This window comes from Streptomyces macrolidinus, from assembly GCF_023887685.1.
GTDB classification, from domain to species: domain Bacteria; phylum Actinomycetota; class Actinomycetes; order Streptomycetales; family Streptomycetaceae; genus Streptomyces; species Streptomyces macrolidinus.
The window spans coordinates 63,564-80,186 of record NZ_JAMWMR010000005.1; the positions used below are offsets into that span (position 1 = coordinate 63,564).

18 protein-coding genes are annotated in these 16,623 nt (G+C 70.2%); all 18 read left to right on the forward strand.

Features of this window, described 5'->3' with window-relative positions:
* Window positions 1-35: 35 nt before the first annotated feature.
* On the forward strand, window positions 36-1,505 hold the full coding sequence (locus tag NGF19_RS07695) for an SCO6880 family protein (protein ID WP_252423341.1): 1,470 nt from the start codon (window positions 36-38) through the stop codon (window positions 1,503-1,505).
* A gap of 43 nt (window positions 1,506-1,548) precedes the next feature.
* Window positions 1,549-2,004, forward strand: a complete 456-nt coding sequence (locus NGF19_RS07700) for a DUF6238 family protein (RefSeq protein ID WP_252423343.1) — start codon at window positions 1,549-1,551, stop codon at window positions 2,002-2,004.
* Window positions 2,005-2,023: 19 nt separating this feature from the next.
* Entirely contained in the window at window positions 2,024-3,529 is a 1,506-nt protein-coding gene (locus tag NGF19_RS07705) for a putative type IV secretion/conjugal transfer ATPase (protein WP_252423346.1), read from the forward strand.
* A gap of 329 nt (window positions 3,530-3,858) precedes the next feature.
* Window positions 3,859-4,635, forward strand: coding sequence for a hypothetical protein (locus tag NGF19_RS07710; RefSeq protein ID WP_252423348.1), 777 nt, complete (start codon window positions 3,859-3,861; stop codon window positions 4,633-4,635).
* A 40-nt stretch (window positions 4,636-4,675) separates the two neighbouring features.
* Window positions 4,676-4,834, forward strand: a complete 159-nt coding sequence (locus NGF19_RS07715) for a hypothetical protein (RefSeq protein WP_252423350.1) — start codon at window positions 4,676-4,678, stop codon at window positions 4,832-4,834.
* 24 nt (window positions 4,835-4,858) lie between these two features.
* Window positions 4,859-6,055, forward strand: coding sequence for a tyrosine-type recombinase/integrase (locus NGF19_RS07720; RefSeq protein WP_252423352.1), 1,197 nt, complete (start codon window positions 4,859-4,861; stop codon window positions 6,053-6,055).
* Window positions 6,048-8,498 (forward strand): tyrosine-type recombinase/integrase, encoded by a 2,451-nt coding sequence (locus NGF19_RS07725; protein ID WP_252423354.1) that lies wholly within the window; start codon window positions 6,048-6,050, stop codon window positions 8,496-8,498. The genes NGF19_RS07720 and NGF19_RS07725 overlap by 8 nt, the downstream gene beginning before the upstream one ends.
* Window positions 8,499-8,548: 50 nt before the next feature.
* Window positions 8,549-9,082: a GNAT family N-acetyltransferase gene (locus NGF19_RS07730; protein WP_252423356.1), complete on the forward strand. Its 534-nt coding sequence runs from the start codon at window positions 8,549-8,551 to the stop codon at window positions 9,080-9,082.
* A gap of 204 nt (window positions 9,083-9,286) precedes the next feature.
* Window positions 9,287-9,706 carry a hypothetical protein gene (locus tag NGF19_RS07735; protein WP_252423358.1) on the forward strand — a complete coding sequence of 140 codons (420 nt, stop codon included), beginning with the start codon at window positions 9,287-9,289 and terminating at the stop codon, window positions 9,704-9,706.
* A gap of 14 nt (window positions 9,707-9,720) precedes the next feature.
* Window positions 9,721-10,428 carry a hypothetical protein gene (locus tag NGF19_RS07740; protein ID WP_252423360.1) on the forward strand — a complete coding sequence of 236 codons (708 nt, stop codon included), beginning with the start codon at window positions 9,721-9,723 and terminating at the stop codon, window positions 10,426-10,428.
* A 165-nt stretch (window positions 10,429-10,593) separates the two neighbouring features.
* Complete coding sequence (locus tag NGF19_RS07745) at window positions 10,594-12,387, forward strand: type IV secretory system conjugative DNA transfer family protein (protein WP_252423371.1); 1,794 nt, start codon at window positions 10,594-10,596, stop codon at window positions 12,385-12,387.
* A 100-nt stretch (window positions 12,388-12,487) separates the two neighbouring features.
* Entirely contained in the window at window positions 12,488-12,718 is a 231-nt protein-coding gene (locus tag NGF19_RS07750; protein ID WP_252423373.1) for a hypothetical protein, read from the forward strand.
* Window positions 12,715-13,893 carry a DnaB-like helicase N-terminal domain-containing protein gene (locus tag NGF19_RS07755; RefSeq protein ID WP_252423376.1) on the forward strand — a complete coding sequence of 393 codons (1,179 nt, stop codon included), beginning with the start codon at window positions 12,715-12,717 and terminating at the stop codon, window positions 13,891-13,893. The genes NGF19_RS07750 and NGF19_RS07755 overlap by 4 nt, the downstream gene beginning before the upstream one ends.
* On the forward strand, window positions 13,890-14,345 hold the full coding sequence (locus tag NGF19_RS07760; protein ID WP_252423378.1) for a DNA cytosine methyltransferase: 456 nt from the start codon (window positions 13,890-13,892) through the stop codon (window positions 14,343-14,345). The genes NGF19_RS07755 and NGF19_RS07760 overlap by 4 nt, the downstream gene beginning before the upstream one ends.
* Window positions 14,338-15,246 carry a DNA cytosine methyltransferase gene (locus tag NGF19_RS07765; RefSeq protein ID WP_252423856.1) on the forward strand — a complete coding sequence of 303 codons (909 nt, stop codon included), beginning with the start codon at window positions 14,338-14,340 and terminating at the stop codon, window positions 15,244-15,246. Before NGF19_RS07760 ends, NGF19_RS07765 begins: the two co-directional genes overlap by 8 nt.
* A 94-nt stretch (window positions 15,247-15,340) precedes the next feature.
* On the forward strand, window positions 15,341-15,949 hold the full coding sequence (locus NGF19_RS07770; protein WP_252423380.1) for a DUF4913 domain-containing protein: 609 nt from the start codon (window positions 15,341-15,343) through the stop codon (window positions 15,947-15,949).
* A gap of 1 nt (window position 15,950) precedes the next feature.
* A complete protein-coding gene (locus tag NGF19_RS07775; RefSeq protein WP_252423382.1) occupies window positions 15,951-16,148 on the forward strand; it encodes a hypothetical protein in 198 nt (65 codons plus the stop codon).
* Window positions 16,145-16,618 (forward strand): type II toxin-antitoxin system RelE family toxin, encoded by a 474-nt coding sequence (locus NGF19_RS07780; RefSeq protein ID WP_252423384.1) that lies wholly within the window; start codon window positions 16,145-16,147, stop codon window positions 16,616-16,618. Before NGF19_RS07775 ends, NGF19_RS07780 begins: the two co-directional genes overlap by 4 nt.
* The last annotated feature ends 5 nt before the right edge of the window (window positions 16,619-16,623 follow it).

A 16,623-nucleotide genomic window follows, 5' to 3' on the forward strand; every position in this document is an offset into this window, starting at 1 on the left:
CTTCCTTCTCTTCACGCTCCAAGGACGGCTTCGCCATGCTCTCCGACACTCCGCACCCCGATGGTCCGCCCACCGTCAGGTTCCCTCACCGCTCGCGCCGGGGCGTGCTGCTCGGTCTCTCGACCCCTCAACTGATCGTCGTCGCTGTCTGCGGCCTGCTCCTGCTCGGGGTGTTGCTCACCTCCGGCGTGAGCGGAGCGCTCAAGCTCGTACCGTTGTGGGCCCTTGTCCTCGCGGCTGTCCTCGTCCGTCACCGCGGGCGCGCGCTGGCCGACTGGGCGCCGATCGCAGCCCGATACGCGCTCCGGCGCTTCCGGGGCCAGCTGATCTGGCTCGCCCGGCCGTCCACCCGGCCGCAGCGGGAGGGCCTGCTCCACTTGCCCGGCACGGGCGCGTCCCTGCGGGTGATCACCTCGCCGGACGGCCGCCTCGGCGCGGTACACGATCCGCACCACGGCACCCTCACCGCCGTGGTGAAGGTCTCCTCGCGTGCCTTCGCCCTGCTCGACCCCGTCACCCAGAGCGGCAACGTCTCCGGCTGGGGTCGCACCCTGGCCGCGCTCTCGCGCACCGGGCACATCGCCCGCGTCCAGGTCCTGGAGCGCACCATCCCCGACTCCGGCGACGCTCTCAACCGCTACTGGCACGAGCACGGCAACACCCAGACCGCGCTCGCCGGACCGCTCTACAGCGATCTGCTGGCAGCCGCCGGACCGGCCGCCGCACCCCACGAGGCGTACGTCGCCCTCGCTCTCGATCTCAAGGCGGCCCGGCGCCTGATCAACCAGGCGGGCGGCGGGCTCACGGGAGCCTTCGCCGTCCTGGCCCAGCTCGCCTCGACCTTCGACCAGTCCGCCCGTACTTCCGGCCTCATGCCTGGTGGTTGGCTGTCCGCGCGTGAGATCGCCGCCGTGGTCCGCACCGCCTACGACCCCAAGGCGTCGGCCGCCCTCGACCGGTGGTCCGACTCGGACCGTCCGCAGGCCGATCCCGCTGCCGCCGGGCCGGTCGTCCTGGTCGAGAAGGCGGACCGTATCCAGACCGACTCGGCCCATCACGCCACGTTCTGGATCGAGAACTGGCCGCGCATCGAGACCAACCCCGGCTTCCTCCACCAGCTCCTGTTCACCGCCGGCGTGCGCCGCACCCTCTCGCTGACCTACGAACCCAAGGGACTGGACGCCGCCCTCAAGGACGTACAGCGCAAGAAGGCCACCGTGATCGCGGACGCCACCGAGCGGGCCCGCAAGGGCCAGGTCGACTCCGAGGAGGACTCGGTCGAGTACGCCGACATCAAGCAGCGCGAGCGCCAGCTCATCGCCGGGCACTCCGACGTCGCACTCACCGGACTGCTCACCGTGAGCGCGGACACCAGCGAGGACCTCAACGCCGCCTGCGCCGCCATCGAGACCGCGGCCGTCGCCGCCCTCGTCGACCTGCGTCTGCTGACCTGGCAGCAGGCCGAAGCCTTCACCAACGCCGCTCTGCCGCTCGCCCGCCCGTAGCGCAGCCCAGCACCACCGACCGCGCTCTACCGAAGGGCACCCCATGCCAACCGAGCCCCTTCCCGAACTGGCCACGGACTTCGTCCCGTTCGCCACCGCCGCGCTCGACTTCCACCGGGCCATCAACATGCCCGTCGCCCCGGTCGCCGCGAGCCGCACCGAACTGGACACCCTGCACGCCCACCTGGTCGCCCTGTACGGGCTGCTGGACGCGCACACCGCGCGTACCTCCCCCGTGGCCACCGTCGAAGGCGACCGCCTGAGGGCCTGCCGCGTCCGGCTGTGGCAGGCAGCCGAGCAACTCCACGCCGCGTACCACGCCGCCCCGCAGCGACTCACCGGCCGCCTCCCTTCCCGTGAGGAGTGCCGGGCCCGTCTTCCCGAGGGCGCCCCCGACCTCACCGTGTGCCAGCGCCACCTCGCCACCGCCGCCCGCGTCCGCCGTGACCACACCCCGGCCGACCTGCGCGACCCCTTCACCGGCCTCACCCGCCACTGACCACCGGAGCACCACCGCCATGCCCACCCGAACCACCCGCGCCAGCGCCAGCCCGCTGTTCGTCCCCCGCAAGACCGACCACCGCACCGCCCGCACCGCACGCGACCAGTTCGCCGCCGCCCGCAACAAGGCCCGCCACGCGGCCCGGCCAGAAGCCCGCGGTGCCGAGACCGGCATCGACCGCGAGTTGCGCGCCACCTACCCGTCCACCGGGCGCCCCGGTCCTGCCTCCGCCCGTGGCGGCCGTCTCAAGCTCCCCGCCCACCGGATGACCACCGCCACCGCGTCCGGCGCCTACCCCTTCCTCGCCGAGGGCGGCCTGGGCGCCCAGGGCATCTACGTGGGCCGCGACGTGCACGCGGAGGCCGCCTTCACCTACGACCCGTTCGCGCTGTACGGGCGGCTCGACGGCTTCACGAACCCGAACATCCTGCTCGCCGGGATCATCGGCATGGGCAAGTCCGCCCTGGCCAAGTCGCTCGCCGTGCGCGCCGTGGCCTTCGGCTACCGCATCTACGTGCCCTGCGACCCCAAGGGCGAATGGACCGTCGTAGCCCAGGCGTTGGGCGGGCAGACCATCGCCCTCGGTCCCGGCCTTCCCGGTCGGTTGAACCCTCTGGATGCCCCCGCCAGGCCGTTCGGCGTCAGCGAGGAGGACTGGGCGGGCGAGGTCCGCAAGCGGCGCCTGCTTCTGCTCGGCTCGCTCGCGAAGACGGTTCTGCGGCGTGACCTGCACCCGATGGAGCACACCGCCCTGGACGTGGCACTCGACCAGGCAGTCGTACGCGCCGAAGCAGCCGGGACCACCCCGCTGCTCGGTGACGTGGCGTACGTGCTGGGCTCCCCCGAGCGGCTCGACGCCGCACTCGGTGACCTGTCCGGACGCCTGGGCCTTGCGGCCGAGGACCTGGCCCACGCGCTGCGGCGCCTCGTGCACGGCGACCTGGCTGACATGTTCGACGCTTCGAGCACCGTGGCCTTCGATCCGGCCGCGCCGATGCTCTCCATCGACCTGTCCAGGCTCGGCGGTGCCGGCGACGACACCGCACTCGTCCTTGCGATGACCTGCGCCTCCGCGTGGATGGAGTCCGCGCTCGCCGACCCCACCGGCGGACGGCGCTGGGTGATCTACGACGAGGCATGGCGCGTGATGCGGCACGTCGCTCTGCTGGAACGCATGCAGAGCCAGTGGAAGCTCAGCCGAGGGCTCGGCATCGCCAACATGATGGTCATCCACCGCCTCAGCGACCTGCTCACCGCGGGCGACGCCGGCTCCCGGGGCCGCGCACTGGCCGAGGGCCTGCTCACCGACTGCTCCACCCGCATCATCTACCGCCAGGAAGCCGACCAACTCGCTTCCGCGACTGCCCTGCTGGGCCTCACCGGAGTCGAGACCCAGGCCGTCTCCGCCCTCACCAAGGGGCGCGGTCTGTGGAAGGTCGCAGGCCGGTCGTTCATCACTCAACATCTGCTCCACCCGGACGAGCACGAGCTGTTCGATACCGACGCCCGGATGCATGCCTGAGTGGTCCGTTCGCGATCAAGGCCCTCCTGGGGAGCCGACGCATCGTCTCGACTCCCCGTCTCCGCCCCCATACAGGAAGTCACGTCCATGCACATGAAGCGCATGATCCGCCGCAGCCTGCGCCGCCTCGCCCAGCTCTATGCCGACACCGCCCAGGCCAACACCGCACACGGCCAAACCCACATGGTTACAGACCCGTTCGGTACACCGGAGGCGAGCCGACGAGTGTCGGCGCGACATCCCGCCGCCGCAGTCGAGTACCGCCCAGTTCCCACCACCCCGCAGCCGGTCCACGCCTGCTCAACCGCACACACCAAGGAGCCCTCGCGATGACTCTGCAAGTCGAACCGGACGTCACCTTCGGAATGCACCCCGACTTCGGGGTGGCCGCCGCCGTCGCGGACGACCGCCCGTTCCTGGACGAAGTCCTGCGCAAGCACCACTTCCGCCACAGCCGGCACCTCGACGTCTACCTGCTGCCAGTCGGCACTCCTCACAACACGGCGGTGCGTACCGTGGCCAGCGCGACCCGCGAATTCCACGATGCCGGTTACTCCGTCGCAGCCGATCCCAGGATCATGATTCCGCCACCGGTCCCGACTCCGAACGGAGTCCCGGCGCGGGCGCCCCAACCCGGCCAGTCTTTGACCGCGTTGACCGGGCAACTGCACGATCTGCGCCGCGCGGCGGACGTCTCCGAGGTCCTGGGCGAGATCCTCGACGAACACCACGGTGTCGTGCCCGACCTGGAGGAGTTCATCGACACGGCCGCCGCCTGGTGCGAGCAGCTTGGCACGTCCAATGGTCACGAGCTGGGCCTTCACCTGCGCAACATCGCTCATCACGTCGCCTTTCTCGGTGACCAACTCGACGGCGCCCAGGTCGAACTGGCCGTAATGCCGGAGGCGACTCCCGAGAACGCCCCGCCCCTGGCCGAGGTGTCGTTGCGGGATCGGCAGGAGTGGCTCCGGGTCACGAACACCGCACGAGCGCGCGTCGCCGTGGCGTCGTCCCCCAACCGCCCGGCTACCTCCCCGAAGCATCAGGGCAACGACGCAGTGCCGCGTCCCCAGGACGCCTCAGCCAGCCCAAGTCGCACCCGCTGATCCCCCTTTCCTCGACGCTCAAGGAGTCCGTCGCATCGCTGTGAAGAAGCTCTGGACCATCGACCACGCCTGTGGCCACACCAACGAAGCCGACCTCTCCGACCGTCCCGCCGACCGGCGTGCCGGGTACGCCCGCTGGCTCGCCGACCGTGACTGCTCTGTTAACTGCACCATCCTCGCCTCGTTGGTCACTGCGTAACAGGCCGCGATCAAGGAGCAAGTGATGGGTGTACGCGATGAGTTGATGGAGGGCCGCGGGGCCATCCCTCGCCTTGGACGAGTGGTGGAGGTGAACCGGGCACATCCGCCGTACGCGATGCTCGATGCGACGGGGGCCGAGGTCGAGCCGGTCACCGCGTTTCTGCGGGACCTGGCGCTTGGGGATTCCAGCCCGCTGACCTGCCGCAGCTACGGCTACGGGATGCTGCGGTGGTTCCGCCTGCTGTGGCTGCTGGGCACCGGGTGGGAGCGGGCGACGGAGTCGGAGGTCGCGGTGCTGACGGGTTGGCTGCGCTCGGCCGCCAACCCGCAGCGTCAGCGGCACCGGGCCGATGCTCCGGTGGCCGGGACGGTCAATCTCCGCACGGGCAAGGCATCCCTGGGCGCCGGGTACGCGCCACGCACCATCAATCACGCTCTGACGGTGATCAGCGGGTTCTACGAGTTCCACGCGCATCAGGGCCGCGGCCCGGTCGTCAACCCGGTGCCGCACTCGGCTCAGCGGCGCCGCGCGCTGGGGCACCGCAGTCCGCTGGAACCTACGCCGGTGGTGGGCCGGGCCCGGCTGCGGCAGCGAGTGTCCGACCGGTCGCCGCGGTCGATTCCCGACCGGCTGTGGGACGAACTGTTCACCGCGATGAACTGCGACCGGGACCGGGCACTGCTGGAGATCTTCGTCGCCAGCGGCGCACGCGCCAAGGAACTCCTCGGCATCACCGTCGGCGACATCGACTGGTCCGGCCAGCGGATCTATGTGATCACCAAGGGCACCCGGGCCAGGGAAGCGGTCCCGGTCTCCCCGCAGGGCCTGTTCCGCCTGGCCCTCTACCTCGACGCGGCCGGCACACCCGCCGATGGCGGACCCCTCTGGAGGGCCCGCCGAGGCCCCGACCGTCCGCTGACCTACTGGGCCATGCGCCGAGTCATGCAGCGGGCGAACACCCTGCTGGGAACGAACTGGTCCCTGCACGATCTACGGCACACCGCCGCCTACCGCATGGCCAACGGCGGGAAACTCACGCTCCCCGAGGTCCAGACGATCATGCGGCACGCCGACATCCAGACCACCAACCGCTATCTGTCCGTCCACATCGAGGAACTCTTCGACAAACTCACCGAGCACTACGCCACGCCCCGACCGGCCCGGCACTACCCCGCGGACTACGCCGCAGCGGACATCGAGGCGGTGTTCGGTGCCTGACCTCGCCCGTCCCACCACCGGAGTCAGCCGCCGCCACACCCACACCGGCGACGAACCGGCCTCCGCCTCCAGCCAGATCGAGGCCCAACCGGCCTTGGCGACCACCGTGCCGCGCCCCTTCGGGGATCTGTCCACCGCCACGCCACTGCTCATCGGCCAGCTCGCGCACGACGCCTCGCCGGCAGCCTCCGCGCGGACCGCCGAACAGCACCGGGCCTCCACCCGGCGCGTCCTGGCCTACCTGGGCGGGTTCGAGGGCAACACCTGGCAACAGCGCTGGGATGCCAGCCCGCTGGGCCGCGGCGAGATCACCGCCGCTGACCTGGGCACCAACCGGACCGGGCAGAAGTACAGCGTCGGCGTCAGGGCTCTGTTCTGCCTCCGCATCGTCCAGCCGACGCTGTTGGTGATGAAGAAGCACAACTTCAACGGATTCCCCGCCCAGTTCATCGCTGCCCAGAACGACCCCCTGCTGGAGAAGTACGCCGCCCAGGTCGCTCACCATGACTTCTCCTGGCCCCACAAGCGCGAAGCGCTCTTCGACGTGTGTTGCCTGCTCGCGGTCCAGGGCATCGGCTTCGCCGACCTCACCCCGGCGGCCCTGCTCCACCACGCCCACGCCTCACGCACGGCAAAGGCTGTTCTGCGGCCCGGCAAGAAGGACGCCAACGTGTTCGCCGGGCATGCTGCCTGGAACGTCCTGCACGCCATGGGCCACTTCGCACCCAGCACACCCGCCACCCTGCGTCAGGCCCTACACCGCGGCCAGCTCACTCTCGAGGAACTCGTCGACCGCCACACCATCCGCAACCAGAGCGTCCGCCGGCTCCTGCTCGACTACTTCCACCGCCGCAAGTCCGACACCGACTACGCCTCCCTGGTCCACCTCGTCCGCAACGTCGCCCACCACTTCTGGGTCCGCATCGAGGAGATCAACCCCGGGCAAGCCGACCTGCACATTCCGGCCGACCTCTACAGCGCCTGGCGCCGGCAGATCGCCGTCCGCCTCGACGGCAAGCCCCGTATCGGTGTCGACACCATCGTCATCGCCGTCCGCAGCTTCTACTACGACCTGCACACCTGGGCCGCCGACGAACCCGAACGCTGGGCTCCCTGGGTCGCCTCATGCCCTGTCCCGCCCAGCGAACTACGCGGACTGGCCAAGCGCCGCCGCCGGATCAACGAGCGGTCCGCCGACCGAACCCGTCTGCGCCAACCACTCCTACCTATCCTCGTCCGACACGTCGAGGAGCGCTACGACCACACCCGCACCCTCCTGGAACACGCCTCAGCAGCCGCCACCGACACGCCCTTCACCCACGGAGGCCGCACCTACCGCCGCGTCCTGACCGAAGAAGACCGCACACTCGCCCGCGGCGGCCACCGCACACCCGTCCGCGTCCGGGACGACACCGGGCAGCTGGTCCAGATCGAAGCAGAAGAAGAGACAGCCTTCTGGGACTGGGCCGCAGTCGAAACCCTGCGTCACTCAGGTGCCCGCATCGAGGAGATGTGCGAGGTCAGCCACCTCAGCATCCGCCACTACCAGCGCAACAACGGCGAGATGGTCGCCCTCCTGGTCATCAGCCCGTCCAAGACCGACCGCGAGCGCGTCATCCCGATGTCCGCCGAACTGTTCCACGTCATCGCGTCCGTCATCCGACGGCACACTCGCGACGGCAGCCCGGTCCCGATCCTGCGGCGCTTCGACCCGCACGACAAGGTCTGGAGCCCGCCGATGCCGTTCCTGTTCCAGCGCAAGATCGGCTCCACCCGCAGCGTGATCAGTCCCGTGACGGTCCTCCACATACTCGCACGACGCTGCACGGACCTCGCTGAACACCATCGCGCGTTCCGCTCAGTCAAGTTCACCCCGCACGACTTCCGCCGCATCTTCACCACCGAGCTCGTCAACAGCGGACTGCCCATCCACATCGGCGCCACCCTGCTCGGCCACCTCAACATCCAGACCACCCGCGGCTACGTCGCTGTGTTCGACGAAGACGTCATCCGCCACTACCTCGCCCACCTCAACGAACGCCGCCAGCTCCGCCCCGACCACGAATACCGCGACGTCACCAGCGACGAGTGGGACGAGTTCGAAGAGCACTTCGACAAGCGCAAGGTCGAACTCGGCGCATGCGGGCGCCCTTACGGCACCCCCTGCCAGCATGAACACGCGTGCATCCGCTGTCCGATGCTCCAGGTCAGCCCGAAGATGATCAGCCGGCTTGACGACCTGGAAGCCGACCTCATCACCCGCAGAGCCCGCGCCCAAGCCGAGGGCTGGGCCGGTGAGCTCGAAGGGCTCGACCTCACCCTCCAGCTCCTCCGCGCCAAGCGCGACGACACCCAACGCCGAACCCAACGCCCCACCGTCGACCTCGGGATCCCCACCCCACGCACCGCAGGAGCCCTGGCCGACAAGGCCGTCACCAACTGAACCAGGGCGCCGCACAGGAGGGGCCACCCGACGACCAGCATGATGTCGTCATGGACACGCATCCCCTCCGGCTCTTCACTGACGGCCTGTTGCTTCGTGAATGGACAAGTGACGATCTCGCCGTCATGCAAGAGCTGTTTGACGACCCCGATGTCGCATACCGGACCCCTTTAGAGTCACCGTTCGACCAGGCCGCCGCAGTGCGATACCTGCACAGCGCACAACGAGCTCGGCGGGACAACAACCGGATCCACCTGGCCATCACCACCGATGGACGCCAGGCACTGGGAGAAATCCTGCTCAATCGGACTACCGGCGGCATCGGCTACATCGTCGGCGCCACTCACCGCGGTCAAGGGCTCGCAGCACGCTCTCTCCGAATGATGACCGACTTCGCCCACACAACTGCCGGTCTGCCGAGAGTGACCCTGGAGATCGAACTGGACAATCACCCCAGCATCGCCGTCGCACGATCTGCTGGCTTCCGCCAATCTAACTCGCCCCACGAGACCGTCACTGACAAGGGCCGGACCTACGACCTGCTCACCTGGGAACACAACCTGATCCCAGCCGACCGAGATTGAGACCGGCTCTCATCATGCTCGGGCCCGCGGACCCGACCGATGCGCATGCTCGCGTCCCCTCGCGCTGCGGCAGCCCTGACGGGCTGCCGCAGCCGCCCAGTGACATCAATTCTTATCGACGTTGATCACGACAAGGCGCCTTGAGTGACTCCCGAACTCACGTCGAAACGACATCCGCGGAGACTGACGCAGCCAGGGAGCCCCATGACCACGCCGATACGCACCCATCCGAGTGAAGTGCAGATAAGCACCGACTGCTGGCGGGCCTCCCGTGAGGAAGACACCGAGGCCAAGGCTGAATGGCTCGCGAAGCAGAGGGCGACCGAGCAGGCCGAGGCCGAGGCGTGGTCCGAGCAGTACCGCATGCCCCCGCTGGACGGCGCCGACCGCGCGGTCGCCTGGGCCACGCGCTGTCGCCACCAGCTCGTCTCCGCCGCATACACCGCGCTCGTCGTCGAAGGAACGACGAGCGAGGCGGAGTGGGCGGCCGTCGAAGACTCCGCCCGGCCCCTGACCCGTGCCGGCTGGTGGATCGACCAGCGCGACGCCGACCCAGCGGACCTGCCCGAACTGCTGGAGGCCGCATCCGCGGGCGACCGGCCGACCGAGAACCCCCACTTCTGAACGGAACCCCCACGATGCCCACCCCGCCCGACGTCGTCATCACACGCCACCCGACCGGCGATGTCACCGCCGAAGGCGGAGACGAACTCGCCGTCGCTCTCCTCAAGCGGGCGGGCTTCGTCATCGAGACGACGCCCCTATCCTTCTGGTACCGCCTGCCCTGGGACATGGGCGAGGTCTGCGAAAACCAGATGGCCAGTCAGGCAGCCCATATGCTCACCACCGCCGGCTACCGCGTCGGCCTCGGCCCCGATCTGCGCGTCGGCGCTCTCACCACGCCCTCCGACCCCCAGGGCAAGCACGCCCAGGGCCAGCAGATCCTGCAGCTGACCGACGAACTCAACGGCGCCGAGACGTATGAGACCGCCGCCGATCTCACCCAGCACGTCCTCGATCCCAACGACGGCGTGCTCGTCCGCCTCAGCGAGTTCTTCGAAGCCGCCGCCGAGCAGGCCAAGGCATCCGAGACCGACGCCGGTTGGGACCTTTCGTACGACTTCGCGGAAGCCGCCGCTACGCTCACCTCCCTCGGCGAGGACCTCCGCGAAGCCTCCGGCCAGCTACGGGAACTCGATCGGCCGACGAAGCCGAGCTGGCAAACACAGGTCGCCAACTACTACGCGACCGCCCCAGCCACCAGGCGCACGGGAACGACCACCACCACGCCCGAGGCGTCCACTGCCGTTCCGCCGCCCACGCCCAGGCCGAACCGGACGCGCTGACCACCACCCCACCCCCACCGGCGTACCCGGACAACGCGGCCCGGCCGTGCCCTCAGCTCCCCTCCTCTTCCACCCGCCACAGCCGCCAGGAGGCCCACTCGTGATCGCCAGAAGAACCCGCCCTCAGCACACCGTCCAGCTCGCACCATGTAACGGGACCGCGCTTTGTCTCCTGCACGTACCAGCACACCCTCGACCACCACCGGCACCGACTTCCTGCTGTACCTGATGCTGTCCGTCGCCGCCCTCGGCATGGGTGCCGGGACTTTGGCTTGGCTGTTTGCCAACAGCGCCAACGCCCTCATCAACTCCGGCCCTTGGGCCCCATACGGGCCGACCACGGCGCTGCAGCATCCCCGTGAAGTCTGGCCGCACCTCCCGCAGCCCGTCCTCGTCGGCGCCTGCTACGTCCTGCCCGCACTCGTCCTTCTGGCCGCCGCGCTGATCGGTGTGAAGGTGTGGCTGCGTCTGCGCGGCAACCTCAAGGGGCTGGCCGACCAGCGCGATCTGGCCGACCTGATGCCGAAGAAGATCGCGGCCAAGGCGACCGACCTGCGCCCCAGCCTCAAGGGCACCAAGCCCAAGAACGTCGCACCCGACGACCGCGGCGTTCTGCTCGGCACGCTCTCGCCCGGCGCACGCGAGGTCCGCTCCTCGTGGGAGGACGTGATCCTGGCGATCATGGCGCCCCGGTCCGGCAAGACCTCCGGTCTGGCGATCCCGGCGATCCTGCGCGCGCCCGGACCCGTGCTGCTGACCTCCAACAAGGCTGCGCGTGACGCCTACACCGCCACGCTCGCAGCCCGCGGCGAGGCCGGCACGGTGTGGACGCTCGATCCGCAGCAGATCGCCCACGCACCCCGGACGATGTGGTGGGACATCCTGGCCGACGCCCGCGATCTCGCCGGGGCCCGCCGCTTGGCCGGGCACTTCGTGACCGCCTCCGTGGACGTGTCGAACGCGGGCGACTTCTGGTCCACCGCCGCCGCGAATACACTCACCGCACTGTTCCTCGCCGCCGCCCGCGACCGGCGGCCGATCACCGACGTCCTGGCCTGGCTCGCCTCCCCGGCCGACCGCACTCCCATCGACGTGCTCCAGGACGCCGGACTCGACGCGGTTGCCGCCCAGCTCCAGGGCACCGTGGCCGGCGCTGTCGAGACCCGCGACGGCATCTTCGAGACCGCCCGCCAGTACGCCAGCTGCCTGCTCGATCCGGCGATCGCCGCCTGGGTCACGCCGCCCAGCGGCCTCGGCAAGATCCGCGAGTTCAAGCCGGAGACGTTCGCCACCAGCAAGGACACCCTGTTCCTGCTGTCGAAGGATGGTGGAGGCTCGGCCTCGGCGATCATCGCCGCCGCTGCTGACGCGGTGATGCGCGCGGCTGTCATCCAGGCGGAGCGCGACGGCGGGCGGCTCGACGCTCCGCTGCTCGCGATCCTCGACGAGGCCGCCAACGTGTGCAAGATCGCCGATCTGCCGGATCTGTACTCGCACCTCGGCTCCCGGGGCGTCATCCCGATCACGATCCTGCAGTCCTACCGCCAGGGCGTCCGGGTCTGGGGCGAGGCCGGGATGGACGCCCTGTGGTCCGCCGCGACGATCAAGCTCATCGGCTCGGGCATCGACGACGCCGACTTCGCGGACAAGCTCAGCCGCCTGGTGGGCGATCACGACGTCCGCACGGTCTCGGTGTCCACCAGCGAGTCAGGCAAGTCCACGTCGGTCTCCATGCGTCAGGAACGCGTGCTGCCGGCTGACGCGATCCGCGCTCTGCCCAAGGGCTCCGCCCTCCTGTTGGCCACCGGCATCCGCCCCGCACTCCTCGACCTCAAGCCCTGGTACAAGGAGCCGGACGCCGACCGGCATGCTGCCGCGTCCGCCAAGGAGACCGCGGCGATCACCAAGCGAGCGCTAGCCAAGAACCTGTGTCGCGACGACTTCGGTCCGGCCGCATGACCCAGGTGCCGCCAGACCCCCGGCTGACGAGACGCGATAAAGCACGCCCCATCCGCCTCGTATTCCCGGGCCTTCGCCCTCGTCTTCTTGAGGTACTCCCATGTCCCACCCCGCCCCGTCCTGGGCCTTGGTCCGCCGTTCCGAACGCCTCGCCGACGCACCCGTCGTACGGCGCGGCACCGACTGGTGGCTCGTGTCCGCATCCGGGTCCGTGCCCGCCTCGGACCCCGTCTTCACAGATGAGCTGGACCGCTTCGCAACCGACCTGGCCGCAGCCGACCGTGTCGTCGCCGAGATCCGCGCCCAGAGCAAGGCCGAGGCACGACAGTGAACCCACTCGTCCACGCCGAGCAGGCCGTACTGGGCGCGATCTTCCTGGAGCCCCGCCAGCTCGACCGGCTCTCACCCTGGCTGCGACCTGAGCACTTCTCCGGTCCCGCGCACGCGGCGATCTACGCCACGATGCTCAAGCTCAAAGCCGACGGTCACCCAGCGGCGGCCACGACGGCCGGCGACCCGGTCCCGCTCGCCTGGGTGAACGACACCCTGCGGGAGGCAAGTACGCGGACCCGCGGGCTCACCGCCTCGCATCTGCACACCCTCGTATCGGCGTGCCCGCGCCCCGACCACGCCCCGGTGTACGGACGGATGGTGCTGGAAGGGGCAATCCACCGCAGCGTCGCCCAACACGCCGCCCGCCTCCACCAGGCCGCGCTCAACGACGGCCGGACCGGCGCGGCGGAAGAGACGCTGCACCACGCTCAAGTCCTGACGGACGTACTCGCCGAACTGGCCCGCGGCTGGGGCGCCGACGCTCGGCCCGTGAAGCCGCCTGCCGCGTACGCGCCCCAGGCCGAGCACCCTCAGCCGGTGGGCGAGCAGGTCCACGCCGACGAGGAACTCCTGCTCGGCCGTCTCGCTTCCCGCCCCGAGCAGTTGCTCGACCTGGTGCGATGGCTTCGCCCCGGTGACTTCGCCGACCCGGGCCACCAGCAGATCTACCGTGCGCTGGGGTCCCTGCACCATCGCGGCGAGCCGATCGACGAGCTGACCGTGCTCTGGGAAGTCCAGCGTCGCGGTGCTCTGGTCGACGGGACGCTCGACGCCGAGCGCGTACGACGGGTGTGCGATCCGCTCGTGGGCCTGGCCGCCGATCACTTCGGCGAGCAGGTCGTCCAAGCCTCTCTCGTCCGGACGGCCGCCCAGGCGGCCCGACAGGTAGAAGCCCTGGCCGACCGCGACGCGCTCGCACCCGGCCAGCTCATCGGCTACGCCCTACACGCGCTCGGCCCGCTGGACGACGTACGCCGCCGCCTGCGCCTCGCCCACGAAACAGAACCCACGCCGCGGCAGCCGACCAGCCGATCCGGTGCGACACCACCCGCCGCCCGCATCGACGCCGCCCGAGCCCGCAGCCGCCTCGCGGCCACAGCGACCCCCTCGGCACCGGTCCCGGCCTCCTGCGCCCCACTTCCCGACCGACACAACCATCGGAGTCCTTCATGACCGACCACACCGGCCACGCGGTCCCGGAGAAGGACGAGCTGTACGCAGAAGCCCGAGAGTTCGAGAAGCCCCGCTCCGACATGGACCGTCTCGGCGGCACCCCACCTCGCGTCCTCGCCGCACTGAGCCACTCGGCACGCCCATCGAATTCGATCTACGACGTCCCGGCCAAGGCCAGGCTCCCCGCGCCCGAGCCGTCGATCGGGAGTCTGTGCTCCGGGTACGGCGGTCTGGATCTCGGTGTCCAGGCCGTCCTCGGCGGAACGGTCACCTGGCATGCCGAGGTCGATCCGGGTCCGGCCCGGATCCTGTCCCGACACTGGCCGGGCGTGCCGAACCTCGGCGACATCACGGCCGTGAACTGGGCCGATGTCCCGGAGGTGTGTGTCTTGACGGCCGGGTTCCCCTGTCAAAGACGTCTCGGTCGCCGGTCGTCGCGCCGGACTGGCTGATGGCACCCAGTCCGGCCTGTGGTTGCACATCGTCCGCGCCATCGAATCCCTCAATCCATGCATGGTGGTCATCGAGAATGTCCGAGGACTCCTCACCTCCCCCGCCGGTTCCCCTGGCGACGTGGAACCCTGCCCGTGGTGTCTGGGAGACACCGCAGGCCAGCCTGCTGTGCGCGCACTCGGTGCCGTACTCGGCTCCCTGGCCGACCTCGGGTTCGATGCGCGCTGGTGTGTGCTTCGCGCCTCTGATGTCGGAGCCCCGCACCGCCGCGAGCGGGTCTTCCTCGCCGCCTGGCCCTCCTGGCGGACCGCCGCTGCTGAAAACGCCGACGAGCAACCTGGCGACGAACGGCGGCAGTCAGCATCCGGTCAAGCGGAAGGCTGGCGGGCACGGCCCGAACCTGGCGGACGAGGTGGAGTGGCTGCTGCCGACGCCGAAGGCGTCCGACGGGCCCAAGGGATCCCCGAACCAACGCCACGGCAACGGGGACTTGACCTTGCCCTCGGCGGCAGCCCGCTTGCGGCATGCCCCGGACACGGAGTCCGCGCCCACGACCGGACGGCACACGGTGGCCCGCTCCAGGACGCGTACGACGCCGGCACCGGCGCTGTTCGAGGCGGACGGCCCCAGACGTGGGGTCCTTACGCGGCGGCCATCTCCCGGTGGGAGCGGGTCACGGGCCCGGCACCCCTGCCCACCGACGAGGCGGGGCGTCTCAGTCCGCTGTTCGTGGAGTGGATGCAGGGACTTGATCCCGGCTGGGTGACGGCGACGCCGGGACTGGGTCGTCCCGCCCAACTGGCTGCTTTGGGCAACGGTGTTGTGCCGCAGCAGGCCGCTCAAGCACTGGAGATCCTCGCTCCTCCCGTCCCGCTCTGCTGCCATCACCGTTCGCGGTGAACGGCGGTTCCTACACCGGATTCCCGGCCGGGCCAAACCCGGATTTCTCCGGATCCTCGCCACCCCAACCACCCGATCCTGCGAAGGGGCAGCGATGACCGAATCAGCTCAGGGGAGCGAGCCGATACGCGTGCCGGACCACGATCTGGACGACCTGGTCTCCACGGTCGCGAGGCTGGTCACGGAGAGCCGCAAACAGGGCGAGACGCTCGCCCGGCTCACCGACGATCTCCCGCCTTCGGATGAGGACGAGGGTACCGGGGTCGAGCACGGTGACGACGAGGGCTCGGTCGCCGCATCGGCGGAGGCCGAGCCGGACGGCTCGCCGCAAGGTCCCGCTTCGATCTTCATCCTGGCGCTCGCCGGCAAGGCATACGTCGAGGAGGTTGCGGCGCTGACGGGTTGGGTGCACGACCTGCTGCTTCCGGTCTACGGGCGGGAGATCACCACCGGACGCCCCTGGTGCCGGCAGTGGCAAGAGCACCCCGAGGCCGTCGCCCGCCTGCATGCCCTGTGGCTGGCCTGGCAACAGCTCACCGACGTCGAGGCCGGGCTCACCGGCCCCTCGACGTGGCACCGCGACCACCTCGACCCGACCCTGCTCCAACTCCGATCTCCCGACGGCCCCTTCGGCGCATGCACCACCAGCCCGACCCGCCCCAGCCACCGGCTCCTGGCCTCGCCCGAGCCCGCGGGAGCCTGACATGGCCGACACGTACGAACCTCCGATGCCGGACTACCGGCTCGACGGCTTCGAAGCAGCCACCGAGGCGGTCGAGCGGCGCTCAGGCTGCCCGCACCCGCTCGCCGGAACCACCGGCCTCGCGGTCCCCGCAGCGCCTGTCGTCGCTCCTCGCCCCGTACTCCTCGCCGTACCGCGCCCTCGCCTGGGTGCGCGGTGAGCCGGGCGCGCTACGCCTTCGCGGCGCACCCCGAGGCCCTGGCCGACCTGCGCTCGGTCCCGGAGAGCATCCGCGACCTGGCCCTGCTGGAGCTGCAGCACCTGGTCCACGGCAACGAACGCGGCGCGGCGCTGACCCGCGAGCTCGCGGGTTGCCACAAGATCTACGTCGATCCGGAGACCTGCTGGCGCATGGTCGTCCAGTACCGCGACGCTCCGTCATCCTCACAGCACCGCCGGGAGATCTATCTCCTGGCGGTCGGCGAACGCCAGGACCAGAGCGCGTACCGCACCGCGGCTCGTCGGCTGGACCGCGAACGCGAGGCATCCGCCAAGACCACGCCGCTGCACGGCCGTCGCGCCCAGACGGCACGGTCCCGGTCCCCGCACGGGAGCGCAGCTCCGGCACACACCAGTTCGCCCGCCCCCGCCACCTCCACGGCTCCGCCACGAGCACGCCGCCGGCCGTGACGCCC